At 69.3% G+C, this 17,251-nt stretch carries 14 protein-coding genes and 2 tRNA genes; 7 read left to right on the forward strand and 9 right to left on the reverse strand.

What is annotated here, in order from left to right; genetic code table 11:
- Positions 1–104 precede the first annotated feature (104 nt).
- The 4 genes from STRNI_RS26770 (at position 105) to STRNI_RS26785 (ending at position 4,222) form a co-directional block, all read left to right on the forward strand.
- Positions 105–884 carry an HAD-IIA family hydrolase gene (locus tag STRNI_RS26770; protein ID WP_018091353.1) on the forward strand — a complete coding sequence of 260 codons (780 nt, stop codon included), beginning with the start codon at positions 105–107 and terminating at the stop codon, positions 882–884.
- 280 nt (positions 885–1,164) lie between these two features.
- A complete protein-coding gene (locus tag STRNI_RS26775) occupies positions 1,165–1,848 on the forward strand; it encodes a hypothetical protein (protein ID WP_277412153.1) in 684 nt (227 codons plus the stop codon).
- 412 nt (positions 1,849–2,260) lie between these two features.
- A complete protein-coding gene (locus STRNI_RS26780; protein WP_277412154.1) occupies positions 2,261–2,935 on the forward strand; it encodes a sortase domain-containing protein in 675 nt (224 codons plus the stop codon).
- A 204-nt stretch (positions 2,936–3,139) separates the two neighbouring features.
- Complete coding sequence (locus STRNI_RS26785) at positions 3,140–4,222, forward strand: glycoside hydrolase family 6 protein (protein WP_277412155.1); 1,083 nt, start codon at positions 3,140–3,142, stop codon at positions 4,220–4,222.
- A 233-nt stretch (positions 4,223–4,455) separates the two neighbouring features.
- Here STRNI_RS26785 and glxA read toward each other — a convergent pair whose 3' ends face one another.
- The 3 genes from glxA to STRNI_RS26800 form a co-directional block, all read right to left on the reverse strand.
- Positions 4,456–6,408: a radical copper oxidase GlxA gene (glxA, locus tag STRNI_RS26790; protein ID WP_159488164.1), complete on the reverse strand. Its 1,953-nt coding sequence runs from the start codon at positions 6,406–6,408 to the stop codon at positions 4,456–4,458.
- Entirely contained in the window at positions 6,405–8,408 is a 2,004-nt protein-coding gene (locus STRNI_RS26795) for a glycosyltransferase family 2 protein (RefSeq protein ID WP_277412156.1), read from the reverse strand. Before STRNI_RS26795 ends, glxA begins: the two co-directional genes overlap by 4 nt.
- Before the next feature lie 1,190 nt (positions 8,409–9,598).
- Positions 9,599–9,672, reverse strand: a tRNA-Lys gene (locus STRNI_RS26800).
- Between the two features lie 457 nt (positions 9,673–10,129).
- Between STRNI_RS26800 and STRNI_RS26805 the strand changes: the two genes are divergently transcribed.
- The 3 genes from STRNI_RS26805 to STRNI_RS26815 all read left to right on the forward strand — a co-directional run bounded on the left by STRNI_RS26805 (position 10,130) and on the right by STRNI_RS26815 (position 12,635).
- A complete protein-coding gene (locus STRNI_RS26805; protein WP_018091359.1) occupies positions 10,130–10,549 on the forward strand; it encodes an SsgA family sporulation/cell division regulator in 420 nt (139 codons plus the stop codon).
- Positions 10,549–11,835 carry a hypothetical protein gene (locus STRNI_RS26810; protein ID WP_277412157.1) on the forward strand — a complete coding sequence of 429 codons (1,287 nt, stop codon included), beginning with the start codon at positions 10,549–10,551 and terminating at the stop codon, positions 11,833–11,835. Before STRNI_RS26805 ends, STRNI_RS26810 begins: the two co-directional genes overlap by 1 nt.
- 206 nt (positions 11,836–12,041) lie before the next feature.
- Complete coding sequence (locus STRNI_RS26815) at positions 12,042–12,635, forward strand: lytic polysaccharide monooxygenase auxiliary activity family 9 protein (RefSeq protein ID WP_018091361.1); 594 nt, start codon at positions 12,042–12,044, stop codon at positions 12,633–12,635.
- A gap of 95 nt (positions 12,636–12,730) precedes the next feature.
- On the opposite strand, the gene STRNI_RS26820 is transcribed toward STRNI_RS26815, so the two are convergent.
- From STRNI_RS26820 to ehuB, 6 genes are all read right to left on the reverse strand, one after another.
- Positions 12,731–12,804 (reverse strand) — tRNA-Lys (locus tag STRNI_RS26820).
- Between the two features lie 98 nt (positions 12,805–12,902).
- Positions 12,903–13,661: an IclR family transcriptional regulator gene (locus STRNI_RS26825; RefSeq protein ID WP_277412158.1), complete on the reverse strand. Its 759-nt coding sequence runs from the start codon at positions 13,659–13,661 to the stop codon at positions 12,903–12,905.
- Positions 13,662–14,083: 422 nt separating this feature from the next.
- The gene (ehuA, locus tag STRNI_RS26830) at positions 14,084–14,854 is read right to left on the reverse strand and encodes an ectoine/hydroxyectoine ABC transporter ATP-binding protein EhuA (RefSeq protein WP_381845817.1); all 771 of its coding nucleotides are present in this window, start codon (positions 14,852–14,854) and stop codon (positions 14,084–14,086) included.
- A 46-nt stretch (positions 14,855–14,900) separates the two neighbouring features.
- The gene (gene ehuD / locus STRNI_RS26835) at positions 14,901–15,518 is read right to left on the reverse strand and encodes an ectoine/hydroxyectoine ABC transporter permease subunit EhuD (RefSeq protein WP_277413327.1); all 618 of its coding nucleotides are present in this window, start codon (positions 15,516–15,518) and stop codon (positions 14,901–14,903) included.
- 32 nt (positions 15,519–15,550) lie between these two features.
- Positions 15,551–16,282 (reverse strand): ectoine/hydroxyectoine ABC transporter permease subunit EhuC, encoded by a 732-nt coding sequence (gene ehuC / locus STRNI_RS26840; protein ID WP_018091365.1) that lies wholly within the window; start codon positions 16,280–16,282, stop codon positions 15,551–15,553.
- Positions 16,279–17,217 (reverse strand): ectoine/hydroxyectoine ABC transporter substrate-binding protein EhuB, encoded by a 939-nt coding sequence (ehuB, locus tag STRNI_RS26845; RefSeq protein WP_167540557.1) that lies wholly within the window; start codon positions 17,215–17,217, stop codon positions 16,279–16,281. Before ehuB ends, ehuC begins: the two co-directional genes overlap by 4 nt.
- Positions 17,218–17,251: the final 34 nt, after the last annotated feature.

The raw sequence follows: 17,251 nt of genomic DNA on the forward strand, positions 1-17,251 counted from the left end.
GGGCGTCGGCCGTACGCACGGCGCGCGGGTCCGTTCGCGCGGTCCACGGCGCGTGCGGGAGGCGGTCGGCGCCCCTGGTCCTCACGCACGGCAGGAGTCCGGCAGTGGCAGAGCGCAAGCCGATCGAGTCATGGCTCACCGACATGGACGGCGTCCTGATGCACGAGGGCATTCCGGTTCCCGGCGCGGACGCCTTCATCAAGCGGCTGCGCGAATCGGGCAAGCCCTTTCTCGTGCTGACCAACAACTCCATCTACACCCCGCGTGACCTGCACGCCCGGCTGAACCGCATCGGCCTGGACGTGCCGTGGGAGTCGATCTGGACCTCCGCGCTGGCCACCGCCCAGTTCCTGGACGACCAGCGCCCCTGCGGCACCGCCTACTGCATCGGCGAGGCGGGCCTGACCACCGCCCTGCACGACATCGGCTACGTCCTGACCGACCACTCCCCGGATTACGTGGTCCTCGGGGAGACCCGCACCTACAGCTTCGAGGCCCTGACGAAGGCGATCCGGCTGATCAACGACGGGGCCCGGTTCATCGCCACCAACCCCGACGAGACCGGCCCCTCGCCGCAGGGCGCGCTGCCCGCGACCGGCTCGGTGGCCGCACTGATCACCAAGGCGACCGGCGTCGACCCGTACTTCGTCGGCAAGCCCAACCCGCTGATGATGCGGCACGGACTGAACGTCATCGGCGCCCATTCCGAGACCTCGGCGATGATCGGTGACCGGATGGACACCGATGTGCTGGCCGGCCTGGAGGCGGGCATGGAGACCTTCCTCGTGCTGACGGGTCTCACCCGCCCCGAGGAGATCGAACGGCACCCGTTCCGGCCCTCCCGCGTGGTGGACTCGATCGCGGATCTCATTGACCTGGTGTGAGGGGGCTGGGCCCGGTGCGAGCACCGGGCCCCTCGTCTCAGCGTTGCTGGTGTGGGAGCCGGTCTGACCGCCGGCGGGCTGTTCCGGCCCGACGGCCCGCCGTTCCGCCGCCCCGCCGCCCCCGACGGCCCGACGGCTGGCCTGCGGGCCGGGTTCGCTGCCCGCTCCGGCCGTGGACGGCCGGTGGCCCGTGGGCCCCACCCGAACGGCGCAGCCTCGGACCGCACCGGATGCGGCCGGGCTCGCGTGGGCGGACCTTCGGAGTTATCGGAGGTTCACCATGCGCTCACGGCAACTTGCTCTCTGTGCCGCGGTCGCGGCGTGCGCGGTGACGACGGCGCCCGCGTACGGCGGGGACGAACGCGCCACCGGAGCCGCAGCCGGAACCGCAACGGTCCTGGCCCATCCCGCCCCGGCCACCCCACGCGGCACGGTCACCTTGCGGGGCACCGGCTGCGCCGCCGGGCGGGCCACCGTCCGCTCTGCGGCCTTCCACGACGCGGCGCCGCTCACCCGGGCCGCCGCGGGCCTGACCACAGGCACCGGCCGCATCCGTTCCGGCTCGGTATCCCTCTCACATCCGCGCACCGCCGCCTGCCCGAGCGGCACCGGCCGGACCTCGCTCGCTGCGCGAACGGTGCAGGCCGGAGCGGTGGCCGGAGCGGTGGCCGGTCACGCCGCGCGGACGGTGCAGGCCGATGAGGCAGCCGTCCACCCTTCCCACCCTTCGCGGGCCATGCCGGCCGACGCGGCGGCCGTACACCCTGCCCGGCCCCTGCCCCAGCCCGCCAAAGCCACCAAAGCCACCAAGGCAGCCAAAGCCGCATCGAGCGACGAGCTGAGCAGCACCTCGGCAGTGGGCCTGGTCCTGGCCGGCGGCGCCATCCTGGTCATCGCGGGGCAGCTGCTCCGGCTCCGGCTGAGACTGCGCCGCGAGCGCCGGGGCGACGCCGATGAGCGCTGACGAAGACGGGCGGGCGGGCGCGGTCGGGGTGACTGCCAGACCTGGCGTATCCGGCCCAGGCGGCGGCGACGTACACGGCACGAGCGCCGTACCCGGGGTATCCAGAGGGCCGGGCGCATCCTGCCCGCCCGGCACCCATGGCACCCGCGGCACCCATAAGACGCTCCACACCTTTGCCCTACTCGGCACTCATGTCTCCCCTGCTCCCGATACGGCTACCAGCCCTGCCCCCGCTCCCAGTAGGGGAACCGGCCCGGCCCGCCACCCCGCCCCCGATACCGTCGCTGACCCCGACCCTGCCCCCCACCGCACCCCTGCCTCTGGCCCTCGCCCTGGCCCCGCCCCCGTCCACCGTCCCGCCCCCGTCCACCGTCCCGCCCCCGCCCACCGCCCCGGGCAGCTGCTCGCCGGTGTGGCCTGGGCGGTGTTGCTGTTGGGGCTGTGGCTGTGGGGCCGCGATCTGATGGACGGGGTCGCCGCGCAGCTCGCCACGACCGGTGATGTCGCCGCCGCCGGGCGCCCGTTGGGCCGACAGGCACCGCCGCATGCGCACGCCCCGGTAACGGCCGCCACAACCGCACGGCCCGTCCGGATCACCATCGATGCGCTCGGTGTACGGGGTGCCGCTATCACCGGACGAGGCCTCGACGGGGACGGCATGCTCACCCCGCCCCCGTACACCTCCCCGGAGCCCGTCGGCTGGTACGCCGAAGGGCCGCAACCGGGCGAGGCGGGCGCGGCGCTGCTCGTGGCCCGTGCCGGCGCCGAACCCGCCCCCGGCGCCCAGCGGACCGTCTTCCACCGTCTTCCCCGCCTCAAGCCGGGGGACAGGGTGGACATCCAGCGCGCCGACGGCAGCACCGCACGCTTCACCGTCGAAGACATCCAGCTCTACGACCGTCACCGCTTCGACCCGCGCAAGGCCTACGCCGCCCACGACCGGAGCCGCTCCGAACTCCGCCTGATCACCTACGACGGCAGCCGCGACCGTGACCCCGGACGGCATGGCGGCAACGCCGCGACCGTCACCGTGGTTTCGGCCTACCTGACGTCCTACCAGCAACCCCCGCACGCCGGGGCACACTGAGCCGCCACAGCCACAACCACAGCCGCCCCAACCACCACAGCCACCACAACTGCCACCCGGGCCGGCGCCAACAGCGGCCTGTGGACGATCGGTAGCCAGGCTGTCCACAGGCCGACCCGGGCAAGTCGGGCGTGTGCCACGATGGATGCGGCCGGTGGTCCCCTGCCGACCATGTTCCGTGTTCATGCTCCGAGGGGGGAGTGGATGTACGGCAATCTGCGACGGATGGCCGGGGTCGGTCCGACGGGCGGGTCCCGCGACGGCCGGCGGCGCTCCGCGCATGCCGGTGTGGCATCGGCGAGGGCGGCGGTGGGCGCGCTGGCCCTGCTGCTGGTCGCCGGCTGCTCCTCGCCCGGCGGCGACGGCGACGGCAGCGTGCCGGGCAAACCGGGCCAACGCCCCAAGGCCGTCACCCCGTTCTGGGTCAACCCGGACAGCAAGGCGGCCCGTCAGGTGTCCGCGTACGGCAAGGACGGCAAATCCGGCGACGCCCGTCTGGTCAACAAGATCGCGACGCAGCCGGTCGCCGAATGGATAGGCATCGACGACCCTCAAGGCGAGGCCCGTGGCTTCACCGAGGCGGCCGCCAAGGCCGACCGCGAGGCGCTGCTGGTGCTCTACAACATCCCGCACCGCGACTGCGGCAGCTACTCCAAGGGCGGCGCCGCCGACGGCAACGCGTACCGCTCCTGGCTGGACGGGGTGCTCAAGGGCATCGGCGACCGCGCCACCACCGTGATCCTGGAGCCCGACGCACTGCCGCACATCGCGGACAAGTGCACCCCGCAGCAGTTCCACGAGGAGCGCTACGCCCTGCTGACGGAGGCGGTCGGCAAGCTCAAGGCGCTGCCGCACACCAAGGTCTATCTGGACGCCGGCAACCCCCACTGGATCAAGGACGCGGGCCGGATGGTCGAACCGCTCAAGCGGGCCGGCATCGACCGAGCCGACGGCTTCGCGCTGAACATCTCCAACTACCAGACCACCGCGGAGAACACGAAGTACGGCAAGAAGCTGTCCGCCATGGTCGGCGGCAAGCCCTTCGTCATCGACACCAGCCGCAACGGCAACGGCCCGGCCCCCGGCGGCGACGACCCGGAAAACTGGTGCAACCCACCCGGCCGCGCCCTGGGCACCCCGCCCACCACCAAGACCGGCGACCCGCAGATAGCCGCCTACCTGTGGATCAAGCGCCCCGGCGAGTCGGACGGCACCTGCAAGGGCGGCCCCAAGGCGGGCACCTGGTGGCCCAAGTACGCCCTCGGCCTGGCCGACAGCGCCAAGTAGGCCCCGCGTCCTGCCGTGACGGCGACCAACGCCCGGCCGCCGTCACGGCACGACACCACATCCCGCCACCGCGACAAGCCCCACCCCACCGCGAGGACCAACCCACTTCCCCGGCAACGACGAGGGCCCGGCGGAAGAATTCCACCGGGCCACAACGCGGGCGGGACTTAAGTCCCCTCGGGACCTGCTTCCCCTCGGGAGGTACTTCCCTTCGGGAGGCACCTCCCCGGGACCTACGTCCCCTCGGGACCGATCTTCACCCACACCGCCTTCGACGGCGTCCCTTCGCCGTCCACCGCATGGAGCATGTACCACCCGGGCGGCACCAGCGAGGGGTCCTTGGGCAGGGTGACCGTCACGCCCTTCCCGTCCTTCGCCACCGTGAAGTCCAGTGCGATGGAGCGCTGTTCGATGTTGGTGACATGGGTGAAGGAGCCGGGTCGCATCAGCCGCATCTTCTTGATGCCGGTGGCGTGCGGGGAGCCGTAGGTCGCGCGGTCGCCGAGCGAGAGCGTCTTCGTCGCCCCGCCCGTCAGCTCCGGGCGCGACTTCCGGTAGAGGTACGGCGGGGTGTAGAGGTCGATCTGCTGCTGGAAGACGCCCGGCTTGGTGTTGTCCTTGTCGGCGAAGAGGGAGTCGGACCCGAAGGTCATCACCCGGCCGTCGGGCAGCAGCAGCGCACCGGAGTGGTAGTTGCGGCCCACCAGCGGATCGGCCACCTGCCGGGCGGTGTTGGCCGCCGGGTCGTACAGCTCCGCCTTGAGGACGTTGGAGTCGCTGCGCCCGCGGTAGTCACCGGAGCCGTTAGTGGTCAGCACGGTGTCGTCCGGCATGATCACGCTGCTGGGGTAGCGGGCCTTCGCATACAGCGGCGGCCCGTCCTTGAAGCGCGGCGACGGCGCGTGCAGATCCACGATCCGGGTCTTGTCCGTGGCCTTCGGGTCCTCGCCGACCCCGCCTCCGCCCAGCACCATGTACCGCTGCTCCTGGGCCGGCGGCAGCAGCACCGACATCGACGTCTCCAGGATGTTCGGGTCGCTCATCCCGGGCACGTACTGGAACTTGTTGGTCTTCAGGTCCCAGATTCCGGGCTTGCGGCCGATGTTGTCCGGGCCGTAGCCGGCGTTGGAGCCGGTGTAGAAGATCCGGCCCTGGTCGGTGAGGAAGAGCGCCGGGTAGGTCGGGAAGAAGCGCCGCTTGGGCAGGTAACGCCACTTCTTCGTCTTCGGGTCGTAGATCTCCTGCTTGCCGGGGACCACCTGCCCGATCTCGTCCAGCCCGGAGACGGAGAGGACCTTGCCGTCCTGCAGGGTGGTGAGCGTCGGGTACCAGCGGGCCTCGTTCATGGGGTCGACGGGTATGTAGCGCTCGGCCACCGGGTCGAACTCGAAGCTGTCCTTGATCCCCTGGAAGTCCTTCTTGTCGAAGGACAGCTTCTGCGCGATGCCGTAGAAGTTACGGGCATCCGCACCGGTCAGACCGTGGATGCGGTAGTTGTCCTGGGTGCCCGTGGAGTGCGACGGACCGTCCTTGAGGGCCTCGACATACACCCGGGCCTCGCTGTGCACGACGGTGACCTTGCCGGTCGCCGGGTCGGTCTTCTTCTTCGCCCGGGGCACCACGACCGGGTCCTTGGAAGCGAAGGTCTTGCCGTTCTTCTTGCCGGTGAAGAGCGTGCCGGCCGGGAACGTCTTCGGGCCGTCCGGATTCTCGTTGTAGAGGATCATGAGGCCGCCGGCCTTCTTCACATCGCCGTTCAGCTTCTCGTAGCGCTGCGTGCCGCCGGCCACCAGGAGCTTGCCGTCCGGGAGCTGGGTGTGCCCGGAGCAGAAGAGGTCCTTGGGGGTGGGGATGTTCTTGAAGGTGTTCTTCTCCGGATCCCACAGGACCGTACGGAACGACTTGGCCTTGAAGTTCGCCGCGTTGTTCCCGGAGCCCGCGACCAGCAGCACCTTGCCGGTGTGCAGCAGGGCCGCGTGGATGGTGTTGATGCGGTACTTCTCCGGGACGTTGACGACATCCCAGTGGCCGTTCTCCGCCTTGTACTCGGGCCTGTTGATCTTGTACTGGTGGTACTGCTCGGAGGCGAAGCCGTAGATTGCCGGCCCGTTCATGCCGGCCAGCGCGAGCACCACCGCCGTTGCTATCGCCACTCTGCGGGTGCGACGGCTCGGACGGTACTTCATGTGTGACGTCCCCCAAGGGCGATCTGCATGGTCTGTTCGGTGGTGGCGGCCGGGTCACCGGCCCGGTCACCGGCCCGGTCACCGGCCGGAGCGGCGGCCTCGTCGGCGCCCGTCGCGGGCGGGTCCCCGCCGTCGGCCGGCTCCGGTGGACTCCCGCCGTCGGCCGCACTGCTGCCCGTGGCATCGGAGGTGGCGGCGGCCGCACTCCGCTTCTGCTTCTCGTCGCGTACGGTCAGCCGCCAGGCGACGATCGGTGCGGCGGTGATCAGCATCGCGAGGACGGCCCAGATGACCATCGCCGGATGGCTGTGCCCGAGCACGAACGAGGCGATCAGCGAGCCCCCGAAGACGAGCAGGAAGAACAGATGCACCCGGAAGGTCCCGAAGAGCGTGTCCGGGCTGGACGAGTCGCCCTTCGGCGTGACCACGAACTTGCTCTTGCGGCGCAGCGCCGCGTCGAACAGCGACCGGGCGTAGATCGGCGCGGACAGCGCGGACATCACCATGCCGGCGACACCGCCGGAGCCCTCCGGCTCGTGCGGGGAGACATTGTGCCGCCGGTTCCAGATGTACAGGCCGATCTGCAGCGCCGAGGCGTTGCCGTACAGCATCATCCACACCGCCGGGTCGATCTCCACACCCGAGGCGCCCATACCCAGGAACAGCGCACAACTCAGCGCCGCCAGAATCCAGTTCAGCGCCGACATCGGGTAGAAGATCACCATCATGGTGTAGTTGACCAGCCGGCCGAAGGGCAGGGTGAACGGCGCCTTCCAGAACTGCTTGAGGATCGTCTCGTACGTCCCGCGTGACCAGCGCAGCTGCTGGGTGAAGAAGTCCGTCCAGGCCGTGGGCCCCTCACCGACCGCGAGCACATCCGGCGTGTAGACCGAGCGCCACTTCTTCCCGGTCTGCGGATTGCGGTGCCGGTGTATCTCGAACCCGGTCGCCATGTCCTCGGTGATCGAGTCGTACAGCCCGCCGATCTGCTTGAGCGCGCTGATGCGTACGGCGTTGGAGGTGCCGACGAACATCGGCGCGCCGTAGCGGTTGCCGGCCCGCTGGATCAGCGCGTGGAAGAGGAACTGCTGCGACTCGGCGGCCTTGGTGACGAAGGTGTCGTAATTGCCGTACACCTGGGGGCCGATGACGAAGCCCACGTCCGGGTCGCGGAAGAAGCCGAGCATCCGCTCCAGGTAGTTGGGCAGCGGGACATGGTCGGTGTCGACCGAGGCGAAGTAGTCGTAGTCGTCGCCGTGTTCCGCCAGCCAGGCGTTGTAGTTGCCGTGCTTGGTCTTGGCGCGGTGCGGCCCCTTGGGCCGGTTCCACTCCGGGATGCCCTTACGGGTGAAGTGGTGCACGCCCAGACGCCGGCAGACCTCTTTGACCTCGGGGTCGTCACCCTCGTCCAGAAGCCATATGTGCAGCAGCCCGCGGTGGCGTATCTTCACCGCCGCCTCCAGCGTCTTCGTCACCATCTCGAGGGGCTCCTTGCCCGGCACGAAGGAGGTGAGGAAGGCGACGCGGGTGCCGCTCTCGGGTATGACCGGTATGGGGTCGCGGGCGACGAAGGTGGCATGCGCGTTGGACAGCACATTCATGCACCGGAAGAACTCGATCAGCCCGATCGCGACCAGCATGACGGTGTCCAGCACCGGCAGGAACTCGTAGGCGGGGTAGTCGCGTTCGGTCCAGTTGCTTGGCTGCATCAGCCAGATCAGCAGCCCGAACGAGAGCAGCGGCGCGGCACCGAGCAGCAGGGCGGCCCGGATGCGGTGCGGCTCGTCGGCGAGCAGCGAGCGATAGCGGACCTTGTACGGCTTGTCCGGGTCGGGCTGGGTGAGCGGCCCGGCCAGTCTGCTGTAGTGCTCGTAGTCGTAGCGCGGCAGCGGCTTGCGCTGAGCGCGCCGCTGCCGTTGCTGGCGTGGCAGACGCAGGCGCGCGGTGGCGGACGAATCGTACGAGTGCTGCGGTCGGGCACCCTCAGGTGGCGACGTCATGGGTCCATCCCCCCGCACGCAACGGGCTGCGTGCCGTGTGCTGATAGCCCGATTACTCGGTCCCCTCGACCGACTCGGGCTCACTGGTCTCGGCCGTCCGCACTGTCAGACGGTGACGGCCATGTTCCGGTGGTATGAGGAACGCCCCGTAATCCTGCCAAGCAGCGGGTTCCCCGCGTTCACATCACGCCAACCGGGCGTATCTCTTTCTGCCCACTCCTGCGAACCCCGCCGCATTTCGACCGAGTTCCCTGGTCAGAGTGCCGAACGGCCCTGCCGATTGCAAGACGCATCACAAGGTATGAGGTCCGGAAGAGGCAATATCCGGACGCCAAATGGCGCCGTGCGCAGGGCTTTGACCTGGAACGGCAGCTGATTTCCGGCTTGTTGACAGTTAGTGTCGGGATAACTGGAATGGCATACTCCGTGAACGCAGAGTTACCCTTCCCGGCAAAGAGAACGCCCCTCGTTCGCAAAGTCCGTCGGCAACTGGCAATGCAATAAGGAGAGTCGGCGGAATCGGGAGCGCGGGGCGCCACGATTTGCGCTTCGAGGCGCCGCGATCGAACGGGCCGGCCGGAACCTTTGTAGCCGTGCGTGCGATTTGGAGCGGTATCTGAAGGAATTCACCCGCAAAATGGGGGATGGGCAGATCCATGGCGGATTCGGCACGAACCGCCGAGTCCCCGTAAGTGACTGGCGAGTACACCGAATTGGCTGAACGTCAGGCCCAGTGGCCGGGAGCCTGCACCGCCCCTCGGCAGTGCCGCCGGCCGGGGTGGCACCGTCTCGGTCCCCGACCGGGTCCGCCGACGACAACGGGGGCATCCGTCCCCGGCTCTCCGCCCCGCCCCTCATCGCGGCAGGCGGCAGGCGGCAGGCGGCAGGCGGTAGGCGGCGGGCGGCAGGCAACATGCCGCATCAGTCCATCGCGGCATCAGCGCATCGGGGAGTCATGCCGCCATGGGGTCATGCCGCCATGGGGTCATGCCGCCACGGGGGCGCGGCCTCGCGCAAACGTTCCATCCCGCGGCCGTCCGGGCGGGGGATGCTCCTCCCGGGTGACCGCCACCCGCGTGTCCCGGCGGCCCTGACGGCGGCGGGTGATCTTGCGCCCCGCCCGGCCCCGCCCGGCCCCGGCCGGACATACGACTGAGGCCCCTCGCATGGCGAGGGGCCTCAGTGTGTCGTGCGCCGCCAGGGACTCGAACCCCGGACCCGCTGATTAAGAGTCAGCTGCTCTAACCAACTGAGCTAGCGGCGCGTGCTGACCTGAAGAACTTTACACGAACTCGGAGGGTGCTCCGTACCCTCGCCCGCACCGCTCACGCCCTCAGGCCATGTGATCCCTGCCACTCGTGGCGGCCCCCTCGCTCGTGCGCCCACCGCAGAGCAGATTTCGCGCATACGGGACAAAAGCTACCCAGCCTCAGAGGTACCGATCGGCGCCCTGCCCGAAATATCACGGGCGAGCCATTTTCACCCTATACACCCCAATAGTCACCAGTTGCCCCGTCAACATGCGATATCTCCTGCCGGTTGAGAGGCTGAGGCGAGCGCCGAGACGCAAGAACTGAACATTGTCCAGAGGGTGCCGGCCATGGCGTCCGTCACTCCTCTTGCACCAGTTGCAACCCCACCCTCCACAGCAGCGTCTGCCAGGACGCGCGCCCCGGACCGGGTCCCCGGGACTCGCCCCTCCGTCGGAAAGGTTGATCGTCGTGGTGTCGACAGCCAAGCGCACCCTTGAGATGCGGCTCCTCCTCGGGCCGGACGAAGCAGTTCCGGTGGCCGGCCGGTTCAGCTACCGCAGCGACCGTCCGTACGAGGTCGAGGTCGCCTTCATCAGCCGCGGCCAGACGGTCGCCACCTGGCTGTTCGCCCGCGACCTCCTGCTGGCCGGGCTGCATGACGAAGCAGGGGAGGGGGACGTCCGGGTGTGGCCCTTCCGCCGGCCGGGCGAACCGCGCCGCGTCCATATCGAGCTGTCCACCGACGACAGCGTCTGCGAGCTGTCGGTACGCGCGCCGGAGCTGACCGCCTGGCTGGAGCAGACCGCGGCGATCGTGCCGCCCGGCGACGAGGGCGGCTACCTCGACATGGACACACACCTGGCCCGGCTGTTCGCTGGGAAGTGCTGATGGGGGACACGGCGATCATGAAGATGACCATGGCCGAGCCGGTGAACGCGGCCGGGCCGACGAGCGACGGCATACCGTCCGCCGCCCACGCCACCCCCCTGCCGGCCCCGCGCCGCGCCACGGGCTGGGACCGGGCGGAAACGGGCGCGGAGCCGGTCGGCCCGGAGGGTAAGGGGCAGTCGGCCGCCGCCCGGCCGGGGCGTGCCGACGGGGAGGCGGACGGTTCCGCCGACGCCTCCACGGTCGCCCCGCACGACCCCTGTGCGCACGGCTTTCTGCCCGAGCGGCCGCCCGTCCGTTCCCTGATCGGAACCTGGACCCGGCTGGACGCCATGGCGCGCGCGGCGGCGATCGCGCCCGACCGGGCGGCCGCCGTCGCACTCGTGGAACGGGCCCACCGCGCCGATGAGTTGGCCGCCCTGCGGCAACGCGTCTCCCGGCTCTCGCTGCGCAACGCGGAGGCCGCCGCCATGCGGATCGCGGTCATCGCGGTGTCCTGCGGCTGGTGCGGGCTCGACCCCCAGGCCCCGGCCGCGCGCGAGGTCGCCGACGAGGCGTTCCTCGACCTCTGGGCGGCGATCGCGCACCGTATCGACCATGACCAGTTCGTCGCGCTGCCCACCCTCGCGCTCCACAACTGGGCCCCGGAACGCAAACCGCGCCGCCATATCCCCATCGACCAGCTGGCCCGCACCGAAGCGCTGGTGCCGATAGTCCGCTGGGCCCCGGAAGGCCAACCGCTCAGCCGGCTGGACCGGTTGATGCTGGCCGCGACCCGCCTGGAGGCGCACGGGATCTGGCTCTTCCGGCTTGCCGAAACCCTCGCGGGACGGTCACCCGACGACTCCTCCACCCCGACGGCGCTGCGCCGTCTGGTCCGGGTCCAGCACGCGCTGCGCGCCCAGCTCCTCGCCGAGGCGGCGGAACTGTCGGCCGCACCGGCCACCCCGCAGCAGCGCGCGGTGCTCGGCGCGCTCGCCGGACAGGGCGCCCTGGAGCCGCCGGTGCTCCAGGCCGCCGACGCGGTACTGGGCATCGGCGCCCGGCGTATGCGGGAGGGCCGGCGCCAGCTGCTGCGGAGGCATCTGCCGGCGCAGCACCGTGCCTGGCTCAGCGCGATGGACCGCCACTGTGCCCCCGTGCGTACCCTCGCCCACCGCGGCGGCCCCGATGCCGCCGTCTATCGCGAGGCCCAGGAGTCCCTGATCGCCCTTCGCCGCACCTATACGGCACTGGTCCAGGCCGCCGCCCGCCCCACGGCGGCTCCGCTCACGAAGGCGGCCTGACCCGCGGCGCCCCCGTTCGCGCCCCCGCGGCGCGCATTCAGTCGCCCTCGGTGCGGCCCCAGGCGGCAGCCCCTCGGGCCGACATTGGTCCGTACCTTGGTATGGACATGCTCAGCGCCCGCTGATTAGTCTGCCATTTGGTCTAGACCGCACTGCCTCTCCCTCTCGGCTCATGGAAGTCCCCCCACGTTCTTCAGGAGCGAAGCATGCGCAAAAAGATCAGTGCTGCCGTGATCGGCCTCGGCGTCCTCGGTGTCTCCCTCCTCTCGACGGGCAGCGCCGCCAGTCACGGCTACAGCGACGCGCCCCCCAGCCGGCAGGCACTCTGCGCCAACGGCACCGTCAAGGACTGCGGCGCGATCCAGTACGAACCGCAGAGCGTGGAGGCCCCCAAGGGCTTCCCGGCCGGTGGCCCGGCGGACGGCAAGATCTGCTCCGGCGGCCATGAGAACTTCGCCGAACTCGACGATCCGCGCGGCGGCGCCTGGCCCGGCACCAAGCTCTCTCCGGGGCAGGGCTACACCTTCACCTGGCGGCTGACGGCCCGTCATGCCACCACGGATTTCCAGTACTTCATCACCAAGGACGGCTACGACCCCGGCAAGCCGCTCACCCGCGCCGACCTCGAACCCGAGCCGTTCATGACGGTTCCCATGGGCGGCGCGCAGCCGGATGCGACCGTTCAGCACCAGGGCACCGTCCCCACCCAGAAGTCCGGCCGCCACCTCATCCTCGGCGTCTGGAACATCGCCGACACGGGCAATGCGTTCTACGCCTGCTCGGACGTCGACCTCTCCTGACGCCCCCGCCGGCACCATCGGCCCCCGGCCCCGCCGCGGTCCCGGACACAACGAAGTGGGCGTTCCCGGAGAACCGGGAACGCCCACTCGATACGTGCGCCGCCAGGGACTCGAACCCCGGACCCGCTGATTAAGAGTCAGCTGCTCTAACCAACTGAGCTAGCGGCGCGCGCTGACGAAAGAAATACTACCTGGTCGAGAGGGGTGCTCAGGACCACGGCCGCACAGCGGTGCGGTCCGGCCCCGTCGCCCCGCCCGCGCCCCGGCTCAGATCGCCAGCGAGAGCAGGACCGGGGCGGCCTGACGGTTGAGGGTGTCGGCGGCCTGGCGCAGCCGGTGCGCGTGCTCGAGTGGCATGGACAGGGCGAGGCAGCCGACCGTCGCACCGGCGGTGATCGGGACGGCCGCGCAGACCGTGCCCACGGCGTACTCCTGGAGATCGAGAACGGGGACCGTGGGCGGCTGGCTGTCGAGCTTGTGGAACAGGACCTTCTCGTTGGTGATCGTCCGCGAGGTGAGCCGGGCGGTCTTGTGCCGTGAGAGGTGGTCCTTGCGGCCGTCGTGGTCGAGCTGCGCGAACAGGCACTTGCCGATCGCGCTGGCGTGCGCCGTGCGGTGGAATTCGGCCCACTCGTTGACCTTGGGGGCCAGCGGTCCGTCGGCGTAGTGGAGGATCTTCACCTCGCCGTCGATGTACCGGCTGATGTAGACCGCCGCGCCGACCGAGTCGCGCAACTGGTCGAGGGTGAGCTGGAGCTTGTCGCGCAGGGCCTGGTCGCGATCGCCGCCCGAGCCCAGGAGCAGGAGCGATTCGCCGATGACATACGCCCCGTCAGTGACCTGCTCGACATAGCCCTCGCGCCGGAGCATCGCCAGCATGTGTCCGAGCTGGACCGGGGGCAGGCCGGTCTCGCGGGCGATCTGCGCATCGGTCACGCCCTCGGCGCGCCTGGAGATCGTTTCGAGCACGCGAAGGGCGTACTGCACCGAATGGAACGGCGCGGTCGGCTCGGGCTTCAGCGCCACGGTGTCCCCCTAGCAGGTTGTTACCGCTTGCGTCGTGACCGTCGTTGGTGGTCACGGCCGGGCTTGCGCGGCCGATCCCGGACAACGGGGCTTCCCTCACGATAGCGGCCAACGGCCCTCGGGGGAGGGGGTCTTGACTGAAAAGAAGCGCGCCCCGGTCATCTGTACTGGGGCGAGAGACCTTGGCATATGCCAAGGTCACAGTGCCGGACCGCCGGCGGCTTTGCGTCGTACGGACCCCGGCCCCCCGGCGTCGAGCCGTATGGACTTCGATGTGGCCTTCGTCTTCTGGCCGTACACGGTCTTCCGGGGTGATGTTCCGTAATTCGTCGGCCATGGCCCCGGTGTGCGGAAATGAGAAAGGGTGGTGTGCCCCCTCGGCGGGGGCCCACCACCCGAACTCACTTCCTGTTGAGTGACGTTCAGAGCACCGCGCTCAGGAATTCCCGGGTGCGCTCGTGCTCCGGCTCCGTGAAGATCTTCTCCGGGGAGCCGGATTCGATGACCCGCCCGGCGTCGAACATCAGGACATCATCGGAGATGTCCCGGGCGAAGTTCATCTCATGGGTGACGCAGAGCATGGTGATGTCCGTGGTGTGCGCGATGTCCCGCAGGACGTCCAGCACCCCGGCCACCAGCTCCGGGTCGAGCGCCGAGGTCACCTCGTCCAGCAGCAGCACCTGCGGGCGCATCGCCAGTGCGCGGGCGATGGCGACCCGCTGCTGCTGGCCGCCGGAGAGCTGGGTCGGGTACTTGTCGAGGTGCTCGGTCAGGCCCACCAGATCGAGGAGTTCGCGGGCCCGCGCCTCGGCGGCGTCCTTTTCCATCCCCAGGACGTGCACCGGCGCCTCGGTGATGTTCCGCAGCACCTTCATGTTGGGGAAGAGGTTGAACTGCTGGAACACCATGCCGATGTTCTTGCGGACCTCGCGGATGTGCTTCTCGCCGGCCGGTACGAGCTTGCCGCCCTTTTCCTCGTGCGTCAGATATTCGCCGCCGACCTTGATGGTGCCCTCGTCGGGCTTCAGCAGCGTCATCAGCAGCCGCAGAATCGTGGTCTTGCCGGAACCGGACGGGCCGATGAGGGTGACGTGCTTGCCCGAGGAGACGGTGAAGTCCAGGGAATCCAGGACGGTGTTGGTCCCGAACCGCTTGGTGACGTGGTCGAACCGGATCAGCTCGGTGCCGTCCACCGCCGGGTTGGCCGTTTCTCCGGTGTGGTCTTTCGGGTGATTGCTGTCAGCGGACAAGACGACGCTCCAGGGCTCGCAGGAGGAGAGAAGTGGGGTAGGAGATGACCACGAAGAGGATGCCGACGACGGTGATCGGCTCCAGGTAGTCGAAGGTGGTGGCGCTGATGCTGTTCGCCTGGAAGAGCATGTCGGCGACGGTGATACCGGCCAGCAGCGGCGTGTCCTTGAACATCGCGATCACGTAGTTGCCGAGTGCGGGCACCACCCGGCGGAACGCCTGCGGCAGGATCACCGCCGTCCAGGTGCGCCGGCGCGGCAGGTTCAGCGCCGTGGCGGCCTCCCACTGGCCGGGCGGCACCCCGTCGATACCGGCGCGGTAGACCTCGGAGGTGTACGTCGAGTAGTGCAGGCCCAGCCCGATGACGCCCGTGGTGAGCGGCGCGAAGGTGAGCCCCCAGCCCGGCAGCACGAAGAACAGGAAGAACAGCTGCACCAGCAGCGGGGTGTTGCGGATGAACTCGACGAAGATGCTGACCGGCCAGGTGACCCAGCGGCTCCGCGAGCGCAGGGCCATCGCCCACACCAGCCCGAGCGCGAAGGACACCAGCGAGCCGTAGAACGTCGCCTGGATGGTGATCCACAGCCCTTTGAGGATCTCGGGCATGATCTCCCCGATGTAGCTCCATGACCAGTTGTTCACGGCTTTCCTCCGGTGGCCAGCGCCTCGGGGCCCTGCTTCTCGACGGGCAGTTTGCGGGAGAACCAGCCCTCACCCTTGGGTACCGCCCGGCCGACCGAGGCCTTGGCGCGGCGCTCCAGCACCCGCATGATCCGGGTCATCACGAACGCGACCGCGAAGTACAGGACGAGGATGATTCCGTAGATCTCGGCGCTCTGGCCCGTCGACAGCCGGGCCAGCTTGGCCTGGAAGGTGAGTTCGCCGATGGACAGCAGCGACGCCAGCGCGGTGCCCTTGAGCAGCTCGATCAGCAGGTTGTTGAACGGCGGCATCATCTCGGGGACGGCCTGCGGCAGGATCACCTTACGCAGCCGCTGCCCGGGCGTGAAGCTCAGCGCGATGGCCGCCTCACGCTGGGCGGGGGCCACCGCCTGCAGCGCACCGCGGACGACCTCGGAGCCGTACGCGCCGTACGACAGTCCCAGCGCCAGGGTGCCCGCCCAGATGCCGACCAGCTGCCAGCCCAGCAGCGGCAGCGCGAAGAACAGCCAGAACATCAGCACCAGTGCCGAGGTGCCGCGGAAGAACTCCACATAGACACCCGACAGGAAGCGGACGGTCCGGAACCGCGAGGTGCGTGCCAGGCCGATGCCGAAGGCGACAGCGGCGGCCAGAGCGGCGCTGTAGACCATCAGCTGGACGGTGATCCACAGCCCTTCGAAGAAAAGTTCCCACAGCGCGCCGGTCACTTTTTACAGAGCTCCTTCGCCGTGAGGTCGGTCATGAACTCCTTGGTGAAGCCGTACGGCTCGGCGATACGCAGGAGTTCGCCGCTCTTCTTCATCTTCTGCAGCTCGGCGTTGAAGGCGTCCCGCAGCTTGGTCTCACCGAGCCGGAAGCCGTAGCCGCCGCCGTCGCGCTGGGGCTTCCCGTCGACCTCCGGCGTGAACGGCTTGGTCATCTCCACCTTGGGGTGGGCACCGGTCTTCAGCGCCTCGATCATGGTCAGCGCGGTGCCGGCGAAGACGTCGATACGGCCCGCCTCCAGGGCCTCCATCCCGGCGATCTGGTCACCGTAGGTCTGGATGGTGTCCTTCTTGACGCCGTTGCCGACCGCGTAGTCGATCTCGGCATAGCCGATACCGGAACCCATCCGGTATTTCCCCTTGGCGATATCCGCATAGGAATGGATGTTGTCCGGGTTCCCCTTGCGTACGAGGAAGGCGTCCTTGCTCTCGTAGTCCGGGTCGGAGAAAAGGACGGCCGCACACCGGGCCTTGTTGATGAACATTCCCGCGACGATCACGTCGTACTGGAAGGAATGCAGACCGGGCACCAGTGCCTGGAACTCGACCGGCACCGGCTCAAAATTCTTGATTCCCAGCCGCCGGAAGATCGTCTTGGCGACGGCCGGGGCCTCGCCGGTGAGTTCGCCCTTGCTGTTGATGGACGCATAGGGCGGTTCGCTGGCGATTCCCATGCGGACGGTGCCCTTTTTCCGCAGATCTTCGAGCAGATGTCCGCCGCCGGTCGCGCCCGAGACATCGACCCGGGAGCAGCCCGAGGCCGCTCCCACTGCACCCGCTGCGCCGAGCGCCGCTACCCCCGCGAGCAGCGAGCGGCGGCGGATGCCGCTTGCCAATTTTCTCTTGATCATTTTGGTGTTCTCCTGTGGTGGAGCCATGGGCGCGCGGCTACCCGAACGCCTCACACATATG

This window comes from Streptomyces nigrescens (assembly GCF_027626975.1).
Taxonomy (GTDB): Bacteria; Actinomycetota; Actinomycetes; order Streptomycetales; family Streptomycetaceae; genus Streptomyces; species Streptomyces nigrescens.

Coding starts and splice junctions, on each gene's coding strand:
- ehuB (WP_167540557.1), bottom strand. CDS start 17,217: ATGGCTCCACCACAGGAGAACACCAAAATGATCAAGAGAAAATTGGCA.
- STRNI_RS26815 (WP_018091361.1), top strand. CDS start 12,042: ATGCGCAAAAAGATCAGTGCTGCCGTGATCGGCCTCGGCGTCCTCGGT.
- STRNI_RS26795 (WP_277412156.1), bottom strand. CDS start 8,408: ATGACGTCGCCACCTGAGGGTGCCCGACCGCAGCACTCGTACGATTCG.
- glxA (WP_159488164.1), bottom strand. CDS start 6,408: ATGAAGTACCGTCCGAGCCGTCGCACCCGCAGAGTGGCGATAGCAACG.
- STRNI_RS26810 (WP_277412157.1), top strand. CDS start 10,549: ATGGGGGACACGGCGATCATGAAGATGACCATGGCCGAGCCGGTGAAC.
- ehuD (WP_277413327.1), bottom strand. CDS start 15,518: ATGCCCGAGATCCTCAAAGGGCTGTGGATCACCATCCAGGCGACGTTC.
- STRNI_RS26785 (WP_277412155.1), top strand. CDS start 3,140: ATGTACGGCAATCTGCGACGGATGGCCGGGGTCGGTCCGACGGGCGGG.
- STRNI_RS26775 (WP_277412153.1), top strand. CDS start 1,165: ATGCGCTCACGGCAACTTGCTCTCTGTGCCGCGGTCGCGGCGTGCGCG.